This window comes from Coriobacteriia bacterium, from assembly GCA_003149935.1.
GTDB lineage: Bacteria > Actinomycetota > Coriobacteriia > Coriobacteriales > QAMH01 > QAMH01.
On record QAMH01000004.1, the window covers coordinates 1 to 18026 of the forward strand.

General features: G+C 59.3%; 20 protein-coding genes. 18 read left to right on the top strand and 2 right to left on the bottom strand.

Going from position 1 to position 18026, the window contains the following annotated elements:
* Positions 1-98 precede the first annotated feature (98 nt).
* The 3 genes from DBY20_00650 to DBY20_00660 are packed head-to-tail and all read left to right on the top strand — an operon-like array spanning position 99 to position 1453.
* Complete coding sequence (locus DBY20_00650; GenBank protein PWL79764.1) at positions 99-641, top strand: hypothetical protein; 543 nt, start codon at positions 99-101, stop codon at positions 639-641.
* A gap of 2 nt (positions 642-643) precedes the next feature.
* The gene (locus DBY20_00655) at positions 644-925 is read left to right on the top strand and encodes a hypothetical protein (protein PWL79765.1); all 282 of its coding nucleotides are present in this window, start codon (positions 644-646) and stop codon (positions 923-925) included.
* Positions 926-940: 15 nt separating this feature from the next.
* The gene (locus tag DBY20_00660) at positions 941-1453 is read left to right on the top strand and encodes a peptidylprolyl isomerase (protein ID PWL79996.1); all 513 of its coding nucleotides are present in this window, start codon (positions 941-943) and stop codon (positions 1451-1453) included.
* A 311-nt stretch (positions 1454-1764) separates the two neighbouring features.
* On the opposite strand, the gene DBY20_00665 is transcribed toward DBY20_00660, so the two are convergent.
* Positions 1765-2964: a hypothetical protein gene (locus DBY20_00665; GenBank protein PWL79766.1), complete on the bottom strand. Its 1200-nt coding sequence runs from the start codon at positions 2962-2964 to the stop codon at positions 1765-1767.
* A gap of 427 nt (positions 2965-3391) precedes the next feature.
* Between DBY20_00665 and DBY20_00670 the strand changes: the two genes are divergently transcribed.
* The 8 genes from DBY20_00670 (at position 3392) to DBY20_00705 (ending at position 10032) form a co-directional block, all read left to right on the top strand.
* Positions 3392-3670 (top strand): excinuclease ABC subunit A, encoded by a 279-nt coding sequence (locus tag DBY20_00670; GenBank protein ID PWL79767.1) that lies wholly within the window; start codon positions 3392-3394, stop codon positions 3668-3670.
* An 11-nt stretch (positions 3671-3681) separates the two neighbouring features.
* On the top strand, positions 3682-3996 hold the full coding sequence (gene higA, locus DBY20_00675) for an addiction module antidote protein, HigA family (GenBank protein ID PWL79768.1): 315 nt from the start codon (positions 3682-3684) through the stop codon (positions 3994-3996).
* Positions 3997-4298: 302 nt separating this feature from the next.
* Positions 4299-4859 (top strand): hypothetical protein, encoded by a 561-nt coding sequence (locus DBY20_00680; GenBank protein PWL79769.1) that lies wholly within the window; start codon positions 4299-4301, stop codon positions 4857-4859.
* A 216-nt stretch (positions 4860-5075) separates the two neighbouring features.
* On the top strand, positions 5076-7793 hold the full coding sequence (locus DBY20_00685) for a dehydrogenase (GenBank protein PWL79770.1): 2718 nt from the start codon (positions 5076-5078) through the stop codon (positions 7791-7793).
* 12 nt (positions 7794-7805) lie between these two features.
* Positions 7806-8609: an oxidoreductase gene (locus tag DBY20_00690; protein PWL79771.1), complete on the top strand. Its 804-nt coding sequence runs from the start codon at positions 7806-7808 to the stop codon at positions 8607-8609.
* A gap of 68 nt (positions 8610-8677) precedes the next feature.
* Positions 8678-9220, top strand: a complete 543-nt coding sequence (locus DBY20_00695; protein PWL79772.1) for a hypothetical protein — start codon at positions 8678-8680, stop codon at positions 9218-9220.
* Between the two features lie 2 nt (positions 9221-9222).
* Positions 9223-9504, top strand: a complete 282-nt coding sequence (locus DBY20_00700) for a hypothetical protein (GenBank protein PWL79773.1) — start codon at positions 9223-9225, stop codon at positions 9502-9504.
* A gap of 15 nt (positions 9505-9519) precedes the next feature.
* Positions 9520-10032, top strand: coding sequence for a peptidylprolyl isomerase (locus tag DBY20_00705; GenBank protein ID PWL79997.1), 513 nt, complete (start codon positions 9520-9522; stop codon positions 10030-10032).
* Positions 10033-10343: 311 nt separating this feature from the next.
* Here DBY20_00705 and DBY20_00710 read toward each other — a convergent pair whose 3' ends face one another.
* Positions 10344-11543 carry a hypothetical protein gene (locus tag DBY20_00710; GenBank protein PWL79774.1) on the bottom strand — a complete coding sequence of 400 codons (1200 nt, stop codon included), beginning with the start codon at positions 11541-11543 and terminating at the stop codon, positions 10344-10346.
* A 427-nt stretch (positions 11544-11970) separates the two neighbouring features.
* Between DBY20_00710 and DBY20_00715 the strand changes: the two genes are divergently transcribed.
* The 7 genes from DBY20_00715 (at position 11971) to DBY20_00745 (ending at position 18012) form a co-directional block, all read left to right on the top strand.
* Entirely contained in the window at positions 11971-12249 is a 279-nt protein-coding gene (locus DBY20_00715) for an excinuclease ABC subunit A (GenBank protein ID PWL79775.1), read from the top strand.
* A gap of 11 nt (positions 12250-12260) precedes the next feature.
* Positions 12261-12575: an addiction module antidote protein, HigA family gene (gene higA, locus DBY20_00720; GenBank protein ID PWL79776.1), complete on the top strand. Its 315-nt coding sequence runs from the start codon at positions 12261-12263 to the stop codon at positions 12573-12575.
* Between the two features lie 302 nt (positions 12576-12877).
* Complete coding sequence (locus DBY20_00725) at positions 12878-13438, top strand: hypothetical protein (GenBank protein PWL79777.1); 561 nt, start codon at positions 12878-12880, stop codon at positions 13436-13438.
* Between the two features lie 216 nt (positions 13439-13654).
* On the top strand, positions 13655-16330 hold the full coding sequence (locus DBY20_00730) for a dehydrogenase (protein ID PWL79778.1): 2676 nt from the start codon (positions 13655-13657) through the stop codon (positions 16328-16330).
* Between the two features lie 13 nt (positions 16331-16343).
* The gene (locus tag DBY20_00735) at positions 16344-17147 is read left to right on the top strand and encodes an oxidoreductase (GenBank protein PWL79779.1); all 804 of its coding nucleotides are present in this window, start codon (positions 16344-16346) and stop codon (positions 17145-17147) included.
* 67 nt (positions 17148-17214) lie between these two features.
* Complete coding sequence (locus tag DBY20_00740) at positions 17215-17751, top strand: hypothetical protein (GenBank protein PWL79780.1); 537 nt, start codon at positions 17215-17217, stop codon at positions 17749-17751.
* A 9-nt stretch (positions 17752-17760) separates the two neighbouring features.
* A complete protein-coding gene (locus DBY20_00745; GenBank protein ID PWL79781.1) occupies positions 17761-18012 on the top strand; it encodes a hypothetical protein in 252 nt (83 codons plus the stop codon).
* Positions 18013-18026 lie beyond the last annotated feature (14 nt).

The following is an 18026-nucleotide window of genomic DNA, read 5'->3' on the forward strand; positions in this document are numbered from 1 at the left end:
AAGGGCCTCGGAGACGTCGCGTTTGTGTAGATGCACGAGAACCTGGGGGCCGCCGCTGGAAATGCGGCGGCCTTTGCTCTTGTGAGGGGGACAGGCATATGGACAACAAGCTATTTGGTACCTACGGAATCAAGCAGCTGGGCTATTACGTCGAGAGCATCGAGGAGACGGCCGAGCTATTCCATGGCCTACTGGGGGCAGGACCGTTCATAGACCTGGGCGTAAACGTGCCCGATACCTGCAAGGTACGCGGCATGGAGGAGCCCGTCGAGATGCGCACTGCCATTGGCTATCTAGGTGACATGGAGATCGAGCTCATCGAGGTTCTGAGCAATTGCCCGAGCCCGTATCAGGAGATGGGGCGCTATGGGCTTAACCATTACAGCATATGGGTCGACGATGTCGAGCAGGCCAAGGCCGACTTCAAGGAGCGCGGCTTCGAGATTGCCATGGAGCTCACGAGTGGTGCGGGATTGCACGTCGTGTATTTTGACATGCGCGAGACGCTGGGGCAGTACATCGAGGTGAACAATCCCAATGACCGTCTCGCGCAGATGGGCAAGGGCATTCATCAGAAGCTGGATGACCCGGCGCTCATTGGCGTCCAAGATGTCATGAAGATGGTGGCAGGCAGGGATTAGCAATGCAAATTACGTTACGAGAAATACCCATCGTTGGGATTGACAAGGCAGCGCGCGCGTTTATCGACGCGCATGAGAATCGCTACTTTGAAGTCTCCAATGATTTGTTCGTTATGGAAGGCCCCGTCGAGGAAGGCACGATTGCCTACCATGGAAGCGGGTCGCATGGCGGGCATATCGTGCTCAAGCCGTTCTACAAGCGCAAGAACGGCCGTTGGACATACCTGTACGGACCAGATAACAGCTGCCGAAAGAGCCAGAGCTCATTGGCAATTAAGGCATAGGAAAGGGTGATGCTTATGCCACGACAAGGAGACCGCGTCATTGTCGAGTATCGCGGCAAGCTCGATGATGGTACCGTTTTCGCGAGTACCAGGGACCAGGGAGAGCCGCTCGAATTCACCATCGGGGCGGGCATCATGCTTCCGGACTTCGAGATGGCCATCATGAACCTCAACCCCGGCGAGTCGGTGAGCATTCACGTTCCCGCGGCGCAAGGCTATGGGATGCGCGACGAGAGCCTTGTGATATCGATGCCCGTGACCTCGCTTCCCAACGGCGAGCCGCTGCCCGTCGGGGCTATGCTCGGCATTCAGGGACCCGATGGCGAGGTTATGCGCGTGCGCGTTGTCGAGGTGAACGACGACGAGGTCGTCCTCGATTGCAATCACGAGCTTGCGGGCGAGGCGCTCAACTTCGACATCACGCTCGTGGATGTGGAGGATGACGATGTCATGGAGCGCGAGAAGCACGCTGCCGGCTGCGCATGCGGTTGCGATAGGCTGCAGGAGTCGTTGAAAGCCGTCAAATAGCACGCCGAGTCGCATCAGGAAACGGGGATAGCGTGTCAGGAAACGGGGATAGCGACATGCAAATTGCATGTCGCTATCCCCGTTTCCTGACACGACCCATAGTGCAAGTTGTGCCCCGCGCCTCATCTTGCACCACGCGCGCACGCGGATTCGAAGCCCAATCGTGCAAGTTGTGCTCTACGCCTCATCTTGCACCACGCGGGCTGACACCGAGCCCACTCTTACGGTTAGTTCTGCATCAGATAAACAAAGAAGGTGCCCGGGAACCGCATGGCCCCCGGGCACCTCTTGTTGCGACAGGAAAGCTCGTCCTAGTCACTGATGTTGAAGACCACCTTGCAGTTGTCGTCACGTCCGCATGCCGCCTCGAAGGCGCGAATGGGCTCGTCGAGGGGATACTCTGCTGTCACGAGCCTCGACAGGTCATATTCGCCGTCGGCGAGCAAGTCGATGCACTCGCGAATGTCTTCGGGAGTATAGCCGCGCGCACCCTTGACCGTGAACTCCTTGCTCATGAACTCGTTGGGAAGGATGGTAAGCGACGTGGGGTCGAGCCCAAGCGTGGTGAAGGTCGACTTACCACGTCCCTTCTCGAGGTATTCGCCAAGAATCGACCCGAGGCCAGCGTAGTCGATGACGGCGTCGACATCGGCGCGCTCGTACGTGAACGGGCTTGCCGTGCCAAATCTCTCGGCTGCGATTTCGTATGAGTCCTTGTCCTGGTTGCAGTAGGCCTCCACGCCGAATCCACGCGCGAACTCGACACGCGAGGGCATGTACTCGACGGCGATGATGTCCTTGATGCCCTGGTGCCTCATGGCGGCCCATCCCATGAGGCCAATGGGGCCGGCACCAATCATCATCACCTTGTCGCCCGGTTTCACGCCGGCGCGGTTCTTGGTGTGCACGCCCACGCCCATTGGTTCGAGCAGCACGGCTGTCTTGAAGGGTACGTTGTCGGGCAAGATGAAAACCGTCTCGCCAAGGCGCGCGTCGACGGTGGATGCATACTCGGCAAAGCCACCGGCCATGCACGACTTGCGCGGATCTCCCTTGCAAAAGTCAGGGTTGACCCATACGCGATCGCCGATTTTGATGCCTTCGACCTCGTCGCCGACTTCGACGACGATTCCCACGAACTCATGACCAAACTGGACGTCTTTGCCCCATAGGCCGCCAGCAAGCGGGCCACGATTGTATGCGTGGATGTCCGACCCGCAGATGCTTGCCCGTGCCACCTCGATGGTGATCCCTTTGGGTCCGCATTCGGGAATGGGCAGCGTGACGCATTCCACTTTGCCGATGTCTCGGTACATCAACGCCTTCATGTTCCCTTCCATGTTCTCTCCAATCCACTCGGGTTTCCCTGTATGTCTAGGGTATAGAGCAGGGCTGTCGCGCGGTAGCGGACAAAGAGGGGGAGGTGGGAGGGTGTCTAGCATGAAACCGGCGTTTGATAAGCAGCGCTCAACATCTTGCCTGATATGTAACGTGCTGCATAGACTATGCATGTCGATTGCTGCGAGGAGAAAACGATTTGCCTCGACTGGCAATTGATTGAGTGTGCTGTCACGAGCATCATATGAGCCAGGATTCGTGGTGACAGATGCCTGTCCATCGCATTAGCTCCTTTTCCTCAACTGGGCGTCTTGACGTGTCTGGAATCATGTCGGGTGAGCCTTCCCCTCATGGAGTGAATCCGCCCCCCTTATGCGGATGCGCTGCCGGAATCGCCGGCAGCGCATCTGGATTTTGCGGCTCACTCCGACGATTCGCCGGATTTGTGGGCCGGATTTCATCTGGCCCACACAAGTTGCAGTGGGCTGCGTGGGCCGCATGGAATGCGGCCCCTGCGCAAAGGATGATTCGCGGGCGAAGACAAGTTCATGATAAGTATTGATGCTTGACGTTAATAACGAATGACGTTAATATTCTTCCATGATAAAGTCGTTCAAAGATTCGGATACGCGCAAGCTTGCTGACGGACAGCATGTAGCCCGCTTCGCGAATATCGAGAGAGTGGCGCTCAGGAAAATTCGCCAGCTCCAGATTGCCGGATCGCTCAACGACTTGCGTGTGCCGCCCGGCAATCATCTTGAGGCCTTGAAGGGGAGTCGGGAGGGCCAGCATAGCATTCGCATAAACGATCAGTACCGCATCTGCTTTGTCTGGACGCAAGCCGGGTGCGCTGACGTCGAGATAGTCGACTATCACTAGGAGGTCAAGCCATGGGAACCGTCGAATATGCAATCGTGCCCGTCTCGCCAGGCGAGCTCCTCGAGGAGGAGTTCCTCAAGCCCATGGGCATCTCCAAGTATCGCCTGGCAAAGGATATTCACGTGCCTGCCGGCCGCATTGGTCAGATCGTCGCTGGCAAGCGTGCGGTCACGGCGGACACGGATCTGCGGCTCTGCAGGTACTTCGGCCTGACGGATGGCTATTGGCTACGTGCCCAGGCAGCATACGATACCGAGCTTGCCAGACGGCGCATCGAAGGCGAGCTTGCCACGATAACGCCCCTTTGCGAGCTCGAAATGGCCTAGTGCACCAGGTCCCTGCGCAAGGATTGGCCCGCGATCACGATTGTGCAGGGGACGCCTGCAAGGCACCCCGCGGGCTGCGTGAAACGCGGCCCCTGCGCAAAGAAAGAGTTGCTCGCACGTGGCAGAGATTGCCGTTTGTGACCTCGCCACGACAAGGATATACGGTCAGTGACCGGCTGTCTTTGTCATTTGGCAAAGATGGTTGGTCAGTGACCGGCAAAGCGTGTCGTCATCATTCGACGCCGCTGTGCGTTCGAGATGCTACAATCCACCGCAAGGGGAATTATTGCGGGGGAGGCATAATGACGGCGACGCAGGAGCGTGTCATCGAGGCGTTTACCGGCATGGTCAAGGAGATGCGCTACGACAAGATCACGGTGAACGAGCTGTGCAAGCGCGCGGGCGTCTCGCGCAACGCCTTCTACGCCAATTTCGAGGACAAGGAAGACGTCATCACCTATATCTTCCGGGAGGATGTCATCCAGCCCATCCGCGACCTCAATCGCCTGCTAACCAACAACGACCTCGACCCCATGATGGAACTCATCAACGAGCGCATGTACGAACGCCTGGCAGACAACGGGGAGTTCTATCGTAACCTCGTCGGGCCCATGCGCGGTCATGATGACACCTTCCTGCGCGTGGTCACGCATGTCATCTACGACCTGAACATGCATCTTATCCCGAGCGTTTCGACTTTGACGGATCCCCTCAAAGCCGACTACGTCTCGTACTTCTTTGCATCCTCGCAGGCCATGCTCATGCAAAAGTGGGTAAGTGACGGCTTTCCCATGACACCGCACGAGCTTTCCACGCTCTACAGCTCCATTACTGCGAGCTTTTGGCGCAGCATCAAGCAGTAGGCTCATTTTCGTACATCATTCTCGCAAGAGGATGTACAAACGAATTGATTTGTAATCCCGCACATCACGAAGCACCCAGATTGCTTTCGCACGTCAATGACTCGTTGACTTTGTAAATTGTGCGCTCCCTCCATGCAGAAGAAGATAGATGCACAAGGTGGCAAAGGTGTGTCTTTCGCATGCCCAATGCCATGAAGATGAGAGGAAGGAGAGCACATGAGCAAGATGGAGACGACGCTCCAGAGCATTGCTTGCGGCGGTACGGGCGGTGAGATGACCGCGGTCGACACCATGGACGGCAAGATCGTGCGCATCAGGCCGTTTCGCATCGACACCAAGTACACGCTCGACGAGCTGAAGGACTCGATGTGGGAGATTGACGTCGACGGCGAGGTGTTCAAGCCGACGATTAAGACCTGCCCCAATTGGATGGCGCTTGCCTACAAGAACCGCGTGTACTCCAAGAACCGCGTGCTCAAACCGCTCAAGCGCGTGGACTGGGAGCCGGGCGGCGACCCCGCAAAGATCAACGCGGCCAACCGCGGCAAGTCCAAGTTCGTCGAGATCTCCTGGGACGAGGCGCTCGACATCATGGAGAGCGAGCTCAGGCGCATCATCGACACGTACGGCCCCTACGCTGTTTTCTGCGTGGGCGAGGACGGGCACCGCGAGTCCAAGGACCTGCACGCCGGCGGCGGCATGCACGCAAACCTCATGGACAAGTTGGGTGGCTACACGCGCGAGACCCGCACGCCGGACTCCGTCGAGGGCTGGTACTGGGGTGCCAAGCACGTCTGGGGTTGCGGTTGCAACAAGGGCCTGGGTCTTGCCGCGCCTGTTGAGACCGGCTACAACCCCTGGAACGTCATCAAGGACGTTGCGGAGAATTCCCAGATGCTGCTTTTCGATGCTGGCGACTGGGAGCTCACTACCAACTATGCAAGCCTCTTCCTCTCGCAGCTCATGGATTACTTCGAGGTGCTTGGCAAGGAGATGGTGAGCGTCGACCCGTTCTGCAACTACACCAACGTCTGCCACAACATGAAGTGGATCCCGGTGCTTCCAAATACTGACGCAGCCTTCCACTTCGGCGTCTTCCATACGTTGATCACCGAGGGACTCTACGACAAGGACTACATCGAAACGCACGCCATCCACTTCGATAAGCTCGTCGATTACGTCATGGGCAAGGAGGACGGCGAGGTCAAGGATCCCAAGTGGGCAAGCGAGCGCTGTGGCGTTCCGACTTGGACAATCAAGGCCTTTGCGCGCAACGTCATGGAGAAGGCGACCGCACACGTCCACTACAGCTCTGGCCACATCAAGACGCCGTATAGCCATGAGCCCGCCCGCACCTCTGCCTATCTCATGGCCATGCAGGGCCTGGGCAAGCCAGGTGTGCAGCAGCTGCACCTTGGTTCGCTGGTCGTCGCCAAGGAGAAGATTGGCCGTTCCACGTCAGCGCCGTTTACCATGGCAATCCAGTGCCGCATGTTCTATCCCAGCGCGCAGACCATTCCGCGCACCCTTGTGGCCGAGGCGCTGCAGAAGGGCAAGCTCGAGTGGTGGGGTTCTCCCTCCATCGTCTACGTCGAGACGAGCGAGCAGTTCCAAAAATTCGTGTACCCCACGACCGAGGAGAGTTTCGTCACCGCTCTTGGTACGCCCAACGCGGCTATGGCTAACTCGCGCGGCATCACGCTCGAGGAGCTTGAGGCCGAGTACGAGAAGAAGAAGCAGAATATACCGCGCTTCTCCAAGGTTCACATGCTGTGGTCGGAGAAACCCTGCAACATGAACTGCTGGGACGGCGGCTTCAACTACCAGGACGCCATCCGCACCGACGAGGTCGAGTTCTTCGTGACCAACCACCAGTGGCTCGAGAATGACTCGCTGTTCGCCGACCTGGTGCTCCCCGTCACCACCTGCCTCGAGGACAACGACGACATGGGCTCTTCGCAGACGGTTTCCATGCGACACGCCGGTCTGACCCCACCTGCCATCGAGCCACGTGGCGAGAGCATGTCCGACTTCCACATTGCCGCCACTCTTGGCGAGCGCTTCGGCGTGCGCGAGGCGATCGACAAGGGCATGAGCGACGACATGTGGCTCGAGGTCGCCTTCCAGAGCTCGCGCCTGCCCGAGGAGATCGAGTGGGAGGACTACAAGGAGCGCGGCTACTACTATCCCCAGCTCGAGGAGAACTGGGAAGATATGGTTCCGGGCATGCGCAATTTCTACGAAGATCCCGAGGCCTATCCGCTGGACACCCCGAGTGGCAAACTCGAGTTCTGGAGCCAGGCGCTTGCGGACAACTTCCCCGATGACAAGGAGCGCCAGCCGCTTGCCAAGTGGATCGTCGGCGGGCCAGCCGAGGAGGGCTGGACGCATGACGAGACCTTCTGGGGCGAGCGCTGCAAGAAGTACCCGCTGCTGGTCACCGCAAACCCGGCAAAGTGGCGCGTGCATGTCCAGGGCGACGACATCAAGTGGTTCCGCGAGATCGAGACCTGCAAGGTCAAGGGCAAGGACGGCTACCTGTACGAGCCCGTCTGGATTGCCCCGGAAGACGCTGAGGCTCGCGGCATCAAGGATGGCGACATCTGCAAGGTGTACAACGACCGCGGCACGATTCTGTGCGGTGCGCGCATCTCCGAGCGCGTCGCCGAGCGAAGCGTGATCATCGCCAAGGGCAGCCGCGTAGACCCTATCGCCCCGCACCTGGACCGCGGCGGCGCGGCGAACTTGATTTGCCCGCAAAACCAGATCTCCAAGCACTGCAAGGGCTTTGCCGTCACCGGCTACCTCGCCGAGGTTCAGAAGGTCACGGACGAGGAGTACGAGGGCTGGAAGCGCGACTACCCGGAGGCGTTCGAGCGCAAGTATGACCCGGCCACCGGCATCACCCGTGACTCGTGGATCATCGAGAAGTAAAGAGAGGTCAACATGAAGGTATTTGTCATTGATCCCACCCGCTGCGTCGGCTGCCATGACTGCCAAATCGGCTGCAAGGACGAGCATTGCGGCAACTGCTGGATGCCGTACGCGGAGTCCCAGCCCGAGATCGGCCAGTTCTGGATGAAGGTCGATCAGAAGGAACGCGGGCACAAGCCGCATGTGCGCGTAAGCTACACCCCGCGCCTGTGCAACCACTGCGGCAACGCTCCGTGCATCAAGGCTGCGCAAAACGACGCGGTCTACCGCCGCGACGACGGCCTGGTCATCATCGACCCGGTCAAGGCCAAGGGCCAGAAGCAGATCGTGGACGCGTGCCCGTACGATGTGATCTACTGGAACGAGGAGCTCGAGATTCCTCAGAAGTGCACGGGCTGCGCGCACCTCATCGACGACCCCGAGCAGCCCATCCGCACCCCGCGCTGCGTGGACAACTGCCACCTGGACGTCATCCGCTTCGGTGAGGCCGAGGACTTCGACCTTGAGGACATGGAGGTCCTGCACCCCGAGTACAAGACCGACCCGCACGTGTACTACACGAAGCTCCCCAAGCGCTTCATTGCCGGCACGCTCTACGACCCGGACACCGAGGAGGTCGTCGTGGGCGCCAAGGTCACGGCTTCGTGGGCCGAGGGCGAGTTCACGACCATGACCGATGATTGGGGCGACTTCTGGCTGGAGGACCTGCCCGCCGCCGAGTGGCGTGTCGACTTCGAGAAGGACGGCAAGAGGGCCTTCCGTGAGGTTGATACCATCAAGGAGGACAAGGGCCTCGGAGACGTCGCGTTTGTGTAGATGCACGAGAACCTGGGGGCCGCCGCTGGAAATGCGGCGGCCTTTGCTCTTGTGAGGGGGACAGGCATATGGACAACAAGCTATTTGGTACCTACGGAATCAAGCAGCTGGGCTATTACGTCGAGAGCATCGAGGAGACGGCCGAGCTATTCCATGGCCTACTGGGGGCAGGACCGTTCATAGACCTGGGCGTAAACGTGCCCGATACCTGCAAGGTACGCGGCATGGAGGAGCCCGTCGAGATGCGCACTGCCATTGGCTATCTAGGTGACATGGAGATCGAGCTCATCGAGGTTCTGAGCAATTGCCCGAGCCCGTATCAGGAGATGGGGCGCTATGGGCTTAACCATTACAGCATATGGGTCGACGATGTCGAGCAGGCCAAGGCCGACTTCAAGGAGCGCGGCTTCGAGATTGCCATGGAGCTCACGAGTGGTGCGGGATTGCACGTCGTGTATTTTGACATGCGCGAGACGCTGGGGCAGTACATCGAGGTGAACAATCCCAATGACCGTCTCGCGCAGATGGGCAAGGGCATTCATCAGAAGCTGGATGACCCGGCGCTCATTGGCGTCCAAGATGTCATGAAGATGGTGGCAGGCAGGGATTAGCAATGCAAATTACGTTACGAGAAATACCCATCGTTGGGATTGACAAGGCAGCGCGCGCGTTTATCGACGCGCATGAGAATCGCTACTTTGAAGTCTCCAATGATTTGTTCGTTATGGAAGGCCCCGTCGAGGAAGGCACGATTGCCTACCATGGAAGCGGGTCGCATGGCGGGCATATCGTGCTCAAGCCGTTCTACAAGCGCAAGAACGGCCGTTGGACATACCTGTACGGACCAGATAACAGCTGCCGAAAGAGCCAGAGCTCATTGGCAATTAAGGCATAGGAAAGGGTGATGCTTATGCCACGACAAGGAGACCGCGTCATTGTCGAGTATCGCGGCAAGCTCGATGATGGTACCGTTTTCGCGAGTACCAGGGACCAGGGAGAGCCGCTCGAATTCACCATCGGGGCGGGCATCATGCTTCCGGACTTCGAGATGGCCATCATGAACCTCAACCCCGGCGAGTCGGTGAGCATTCACGTTCCCGCGGCGCAAGGCTATGGGATGCGCGACGAGAGCCTTGTGATATCGATGCCCGTGACCTCGCTTCCCAACGGCGAGCCGCTGCCCGTCGGGGCTATGCTCGGCATTCAGGGACCCGATGGCGAGGTTATGCGCGTGCGCGTTGTCGAGGTGAACGACGACGAGGTCGTCCTCGATTGCAATCACGAGCTTGCGGGCGAGGCGCTCAACTTCGACATCACGCTCGTGGATGTGGAGGATGACGATGTCATGGAGCGCGAGAAGCACGCTGCCGGCTGCGCATGCGGTTGCGATAGGCTGCAGGAGTCGTTGAAAGCCGTCAAATAGCACGCCGAGTCGCATCAGGAAACGGGGATAGCGTGTCAGGAAACGGGGATAGCGACATGCAAATTGCATGTCGCTATCCCCGTTTCCTGACACGACCCATAGTGCAAGTTGTGCCCCGCGCCTCATCTTGCACCACGCGCGCACGCGGATTCGAAGCCCAATCGTGCAAGTTGTGCTCTACGCCTCATCTTGCACCACGCGGGCTGACACCGAGCCCACTCTTACGGTTAGTTCTGCATCAGATAAACAAAGAAGGTGCCCGGGAACCGCATGGCCCCCGGGCACCTCTTGTTGCGACAGGAAAGCTCGTCCTAGTCACTGATGTTGAAGACCACCTTGCAGTTGTCGTCACGTCCGCATGCCGCCTCGAAGGCGCGAATGGGCTCGTCGAGGGGATACTCTGCTGTCACGAGCCTCGACAGGTCATATTCGCCGTCGGCGAGCAAGTCGATGCACTCGCGAATGTCTTCGGGAGTATAGCCGCGCGCACCCTTGACCGTGAACTCCTTGCTCATGAACTCGTTGGGAAGGATGGTAAGCGACGTGGGGTCGAGCCCAAGCGTGGTGAAGGTCGACTTACCACGTCCCTTCTCGAGGTATTCGCCAAGAATCGACCCGAGGCCAGCGTAGTCGATGACGGCGTCGACATCGGCGCGCTCGTACGTGAACGGGCTTGCCGTGCCAAATCTCTCGGCTGCGATTTCGTATGAGTCCTTGTCCTGGTTGCAGTAGGCCTCCACGCCGAATCCACGCGCGAACTCGACACGCGAGGGCATGTACTCGACGGCGATGATGTCCTTGATGCCCTGGTGCCTCATGGCGGCCCATCCCATGAGGCCAATGGGGCCGGCACCAATCATCATCACCTTGTCGCCCGGTTTCACGCCGGCGCGGTTCTTGGTGTGCACGCCCACGCCCATTGGTTCGAGCAGCACGGCTGTCTTGAAGGGTACGTTGTCGGGCAAGATGAAAACCGTCTCGCCAAGGCGCGCGTCGACGGTGGATGCATACTCGGCAAAGCCACCGGCCATGCACGACTTGCGCGGATCTCCCTTGCAAAAGTCAGGGTTGACCCATACGCGATCGCCGATTTTGATGCCTTCGACCTCGTCGCCGACTTCGACGACGATTCCCACGAACTCATGACCAAACTGGACGTCTTTGCCCCATAGGCCGCCAGCAAGCGGGCCACGATTGTATGCGTGGATGTCCGACCCGCAGATGCTTGCCCGTGCCACCTCGATGGTGATCCCTTTGGGTCCGCATTCGGGAATGGGCAGCGTGACGCATTCCACTTTGCCGATGTCTCGGTACATCAACGCCTTCATGTTCCCTTCCATGTTCTCTCCAATCCACTCGGGTTTCCCTGTATGTCTAGGGTATAGAGCAGGGCTGTCGCGCGGTAGCGGACAAAGAGGGGGAGGTGGGAGGGTGTCTAGCATGAAACCGGCGTTTGATAAGCAGCGCTCAACATCTTGCCTGATATGTAACGTGCTGCATAGACTATGCATGTCGATTGCTGCGAGGAGAAAACGATTTGCCTCGACTGGCAATTGATTGAGTGTGCTGTCACGAGCATCATATGAGCCAGGATTCGTGGTGACAGATGCCTGTCCATCGCATTAGCTCCTTTTCCTCAACTGGGCGTCTTGACGTGTCTGGAATCATGTCGGGTGAGCCTTCCCCTCATGGAGTGAATCCGCCCCCCTTATGCGGATGCGCTGCCGGAATCGCCGGCAGCGCATCTGGATTTTGCGGCTCACTCCGACGATTCGCCGGATTTGTGGGCCGGATTTCATCTGGCCCACACAAGTTGCAGTGGGCTGCGTGGGCCGCATGGAATGCGGCCCCTGCGCAAAGGATGATTCGCGGGCGAAGACAAGTTCATGATAAGTATTGATGCTTGACGTTAATAACGAATGACGTTAATATTCTTCCATGATAAAGTCGTTCAAAGATTCGGATACGCGCAAGCTTGCTGACGGACAGCATGTAGCCCGCTTCGCGAATATCGAGAGAGTGGCGCTCAGGAAAATTCGCCAGCTCCAGATTGCCGGATCGCTCAACGACTTGCGTGTGCCGCCCGGCAATCATCTTGAGGCCTTGAAGGGGAGTCGGGAGGGCCAGCATAGCATTCGCATAAACGATCAGTACCGCATCTGCTTTGTCTGGACGCAAGCCGGGTGCGCTGACGTCGAGATAGTCGACTATCACTAGGAGGTCAAGCCATGGGAACCGTCGAATATGCAATCGTGCCCGTCTCGCCAGGCGAGCTCCTCGAGGAGGAGTTCCTCAAGCCCATGGGCATCTCCAAGTATCGCCTGGCAAAGGATATTCACGTGCCTGCCGGCCGCATTGGTCAGATCGTCGCTGGCAAGCGTGCGGTCACGGCGGACACGGATCTGCGGCTCTGCAGGTACTTCGGCCTGACGGATGGCTATTGGCTACGTGCCCAGGCAGCATACGATACCGAGCTTGCCAGACGGCGCATCGAAGGCGAGCTTGCCACGATAACGCCCCTTTGCGAGCTCGAAATGGCCTAGTGCACCAGGTCCCTGCGCAAGGATTGGCCCGCGATCACGATTGTGCAGGGGACGCCTGCAAGGCACCCCGCGGGCTGCGTGAAACGCGGCCCCTGCGCAAAGAAAGAGTTGCTCGCACGTGGCAGAGATTGCCGTTTGTGACCTCGCCACGACAAGGATATACGGTCAGTGACCGGCTGTCTTTGTCATTTGGCAAAGATGGTTGGTCAGTGACCGGCAAAGCGTGTCGTCATCATTCGACGCCGCTGTGCGTTCGAGATGCTACAATCCACCGCAAGGGGAATTATTGCGGGGGAGGCATAATGACGGCGACGCAGGAGCGTGTCATCGAGGCGTTTACCGGCATGGTCAAGGAGATGCGCTACGACAAGATCACGGTGAACGAGCTGTGCAAGCGCGCGGGCGTCTCGCGCAACGCCTTCTACGCCAATTTCGAGGACAAGGAAGACGTCATCACCTATATCTTCCGGGAGGATGTCATCCAGCCCATCCGCGACCTCAATCGCCTGCTAACCAACAACGACCTCGACCCCATGATGGAACTCATCAACGAGCGCATGTACGAACGCCTGGCAGACAACGGGGAGTTCTATCGTAACCTCGTCGGGCCCATGCGCGGTCATGATGACACCTTCCTGCGCGTGGTCACGCATGTCATCTACGACCTGAACATGCATCTTATCCCGAGCGTTTCGACTTTGACGGATCCCCTCAAAGCCGACTACGTCTCGTACTTCTTTGCATCCTCGCAGGCCATGCTCATGCAAAAGTGGGTAAGTGACGGCTTTCCCATGACACCGCACGAGCTTTCCACGCTCTACAGCTCCATTACTGCGAGCTTTTGGCGCAGCATCAAGCAGTAGGCTCATTTTCGTACATCATTCTCGCAAGAGGATGTACAAACGAATTGATTTGTAATCCCGCACATCACGAAGCACCCAGATTGCTTTCGCACGTCAATGACTCGTTGACTTTGTAAATTGTGCGCTCCCTCCATGCAGAAGAAGATAGATGCACAAGGTGGCAAAGGTGTGTCTTTCGCATGCCCAATGCCATGAAGATGAGAGGAAGGAGAGCACATGAGCAAGATGGAGACGACGCTCCAGAGCATTGCTTGCGGCGGTACGGGCGGTGAGATGACCGCGGTCGACACCATGGACGGCAAGATCGTGCGCATCAGGCCGTTTCGCATCGACACCAAGTACACGCTCGACGAGCTGAAGGACTCGATGTGGGAGATTGACGTCGACGGCGAGGTGTTCAAGCCGACGATTAAGACCTGCCCCAATTGGATGGCGCTTGCCTACAAGAACCGCGTGTACTCCAAGAACCGCGTGCTCAAACCGCTCAAGCGCGTGGACTGGGAGCCGGGCGGCGACCCCGCAAAGATCAACGCGGCCAACCGCGGCAAGTCCAAGTTCGTCGAGATCTCCTGGGACGAGGCGCTCGACATCATGGAGAGCGAGCTCAGGCGCATCATCGATACCTATGGCCCGTACTCGGTCATATGCGTGGGCGAGGATGGCCACCGCGAGTCCAAGGACCTGCACGCCGGCGGCGGCATGCACGCCAACCTCATGGACAAGCTGGGCGGCTACACGCGCGAGACGCGCACGCCGGACTCCGTCGAGGGCTGGTACTGGGGTGCCAAGCACGTGTGGGGCGCAGGTGCAAATCACGGCCTGGGCCTGGTGGCACCTCCCGAGACCGACTTCAACTCGTGGAACGTCCTTCCTGACATCTGCAAGAATTCCGAGCTGCTGGTCTTCGACGCTGGTGACTACGAGCTTACCACCAACTACGCCTCGATGTTCCTCTCGCAGGTCATGGGTTACTGGGAGCGCCTGGGCAAGGAGATGGTGTCTGTCGATCCGTTCTGCAACTACACCAACGTCTGCCACAACATGAAGTGGATTCCGGTGCTCCCCAACACCGACGCCGCCCTGCATTTTGGCGTGATCTACACGTGGATCACCGAGGACCTCTACGACAAGGATTACGTCGACACGCATACGGTGCACTTCGACAAGCTCGTCGACTACGTCATGGGCAAGGAAGACGGCGAGGTCAAGGATGCGAAGTGGGCAAGCGAGCGCTGCGGCGTGCCGCCGTGGACCATCAAGGCCTTCGCGCGCAATATGGCCAAGAAGACTACCGCGCACATTCACTACAGCTCCGGCCACATCAAGACGCCGTACTCCCACGAGCCTGCCCGCACGTCGGCCTACATGCTCGCCATGCAGGGCCTGGGCAAGCCCGGCGTGCAGCAGTACCACCTGAGCGCGCAGGTCACCGCCAAGGAGAGGATCGCACGTTCCACGACCGCTCCGTTCACCATGGCCATCCAGTGCCGCATGTTCTTCCCCAGCGCCCAGAGCCTGCCGCGCACGATGATCGCCGAGGCGCTGCAGACCGGCAAGGCCAAGTGGTGGGGCAGCCCCTGCATCGTCTACGTTGAGAATAGCGAGCAGTTCCAGGAGTTCAACTATCCCGGCAACCCCAAGGCCGCGCTTGCCATGCAGCAGGCCATGGCCGAGCGCATGGGTCAGCCCATTCCCACCGAGGAGCCCAAGATCGACCGCATTCACATGCTGTGGTCCGAGAAGCCCTGCAACATGAACTGCTGGGATGGCGGCTTCAACTACCAGGACGCCATCCGCACCGACGAGGTCGAGTTCTTCGTTACCAACCACCAGTGGCTGGAAAACGACTCTCTCTTCGCCGACCTGGTGCTTCCCGTCACCACTTGCCTCGAGGACAACGACGACATGGGCGCTTCCTCGCAGGTGCCGCTGCGCCATGCGGGCCTTACGCCTGCTGCCATCGAGCACCAGGGAGAGTCCCTGTCCGACTTCCAAATCGCCTGCACCATCGGCGAGCGCTTTGGCGTGCGCGAGGCAATCGACAAGGGCATGAGCGACGACATGTGGATCGAGACGGCGTTTATGAGCTCGCGTCTACCTGAGGAAATCGAGTGGGAGGACTACAAGGAGCGCGGCTACTACTATCCGAAGCTGGAGGAGAACTGGCAGGACATGAAGCCGGGCATGCGCAACTTCTACGAGAACCCCGAGGAGTTCCCGCTGGACACGCCCACCGGCAAGATCGAGTTCTGGAGTCAGGCGCTGGCCGACAACTTCCCCGACGACAAGGAGCGCCAGCCCATGGCCAAGTGGATCATCGGCGGTCCCAAGGAAGAGGGCTGGACGCATGACGAGACGCTGTGGGGCGAGCGCGCCAAGAAGTACCCGCTCTTGGTGACGGCCAACCCGGCCAAGTGGCGCGTGCACGTCCAGGGTGACGACATCAAGTGGTTCCGCGAGATCGAGACCTGCAAGGTCAAGGGCAAGGACGGCTACCTCTATGAGCCGCTGTGGATCAGCCCGGAGGAGGCAGAGCGCCGTGGCATCAAGGACGGTGACATCGTCAAGATGTTCAACGAGCGCGGCACGATCCTGTGCGGTGCCCGCATCTCCGAGCGCGTCACCGGTCCGTCCGTCGTCATCGCCAAGGGCAGCCGCGTAGACCCCATCGCTCCGCATCTGGACCGCGGCGGTGCGGCGAATCTCATCTGCCCGGGCAACCAGATCTCCAAGCACTGCAAGGGCTTTGCGGTCACCGGATACCTGGTCGAGGTCGCTAAGGTCACCGATGAGGAGTACGAGGGCTGGAAGCGCGACTACCCCGAGGCATTTGCCCGCGACTATGACCCGGCCATCGGCATCAACCGCAAGTCCTGGGTCATCGAGAAATAGAGAGAGGTCAACCATGAAGGTATTCGTCATAGATCCCACCCGCTGCGTTGGCTGCCATAACTGCCAGATCGCCTGCAAGGACGAGCACTGCGGCAATTGCTGGATGCCGTATGCCGAGGAGCAGCCCGAGATCGGCCAGTTCTGGATGAAGGTCGAGCAGAAGGAGCGCGGGCATGCACCGCACGTCAAGGTGAGCTATACCCCGCGCCTGTGCAACCACTGCGGCAACGCGCCCTGCATCAAGGCTGCCAAGGATGGCGCGGTCTACCGCCGCGACGATGGCCTGGTCATCATCGATCCGGAAAAGGCCAAGGGCCAGAAGCAGATTGTGGACGCCTGCCCATACGACGTGATCTACTGGAACGAGGAGAAGGAGATCCCGCAGAAGTGCACCGGCTGTGCGCACCTCATCGACGACCCCGAGCAGCCCATCCGCGTGCCCCGCTGCATGGACAACTGCCACCTGGACGTCATCCGCTTCGGCGAGGAAAGCGAGTTCGACCTCACCGGCATGGAGGTCCTGCATCCCGAGTACAAGACCGACCCGCACGTCTACTACACCAAGCTGCCCAAGAAGTTCATCGCCGGCACGGTGTATGACCCGGAGGCCGAGGAGATTGTCGAGGGCGCGACTGTCACTGCGACTTGCGCCGAGGGCAACGCCTCGGCAACGACCGATCACTGGGGCGACTTCTGGCTCGAGGACCTGCCCGATGCCCAGTGGCGCATCACCATCGAGAAGGACGGCAAGCAAGCCGAGCTCGAGGTGAGCACCATGGAAGAGGACCAGGGTCTCAAGGACATCCCGCTAGCGTAAACGCCATGAGCCATAGGGGTCGTCGTGACTGGGAACGACGGCCCCGCTCCTTTCAGGGAGGGAAACCATGATCGACAAGCTTATGAACAAGTACGGCATCAGGCAGATTGGCTACAGCGTCAAGAGCATCGAGGAGACTGCCGAGCTTCTTTACAGCACCCTGGGCGCCGGACCCTTCATCGACCTGGGCGTGAACAGCCCTGCCACGTGCAAGGTGCGCGGTGTCGACCAAGAGGTGACCATGCGCACGGCGATTGGCTACCTGGGGACGATGGAGCTCGAGCTCATCGAGGACATGACCATGGGCCCAAGTCCGTACAACGAGACCGGATACTACGGGCTGCATCATTACTGCATCTGGGTTGACGATGTGGATGCGGCGGTGGCCGATCTTACCGCGGCAGGCATGGACGTCGCCATGGACATGGTGAGCGGATCTGGCCTGCACGTGGTCTACGTGGACGCGCGCGAGCAGCTCGGGCAGTACATCGAGGTGAACCCGCCCAACGAGCAGCTCGCCCAGATGGGCATGGGCGTGCACCAGAAGATGGAGGGTCCGGCGCTCATCGGCATCCAAGACGTCATGGCAATGATGGGCCGCTAGGGCTGTGTCATGGCAGACCGTGGACCGGAGATACCCATCGAACGAATTGACCGGGCGACCGGCGCCTTTCTCGATGCGCAGGGCAATGGCTACTTCGAGATATCGAATGACCTGTTCGTTGCCGAGGGTGTGATAGGGGAGGGCACGATCGCCTTTCATGGATCGGGGTCGCACGGAGGCCACATCGTCTTGAAGCCGCTGTACGTGCGGCGCGGCGCGCGATGGGTGAACATGCTCACCGGCGTCGCATGCCCTATCTAGGCACATCAATCAGA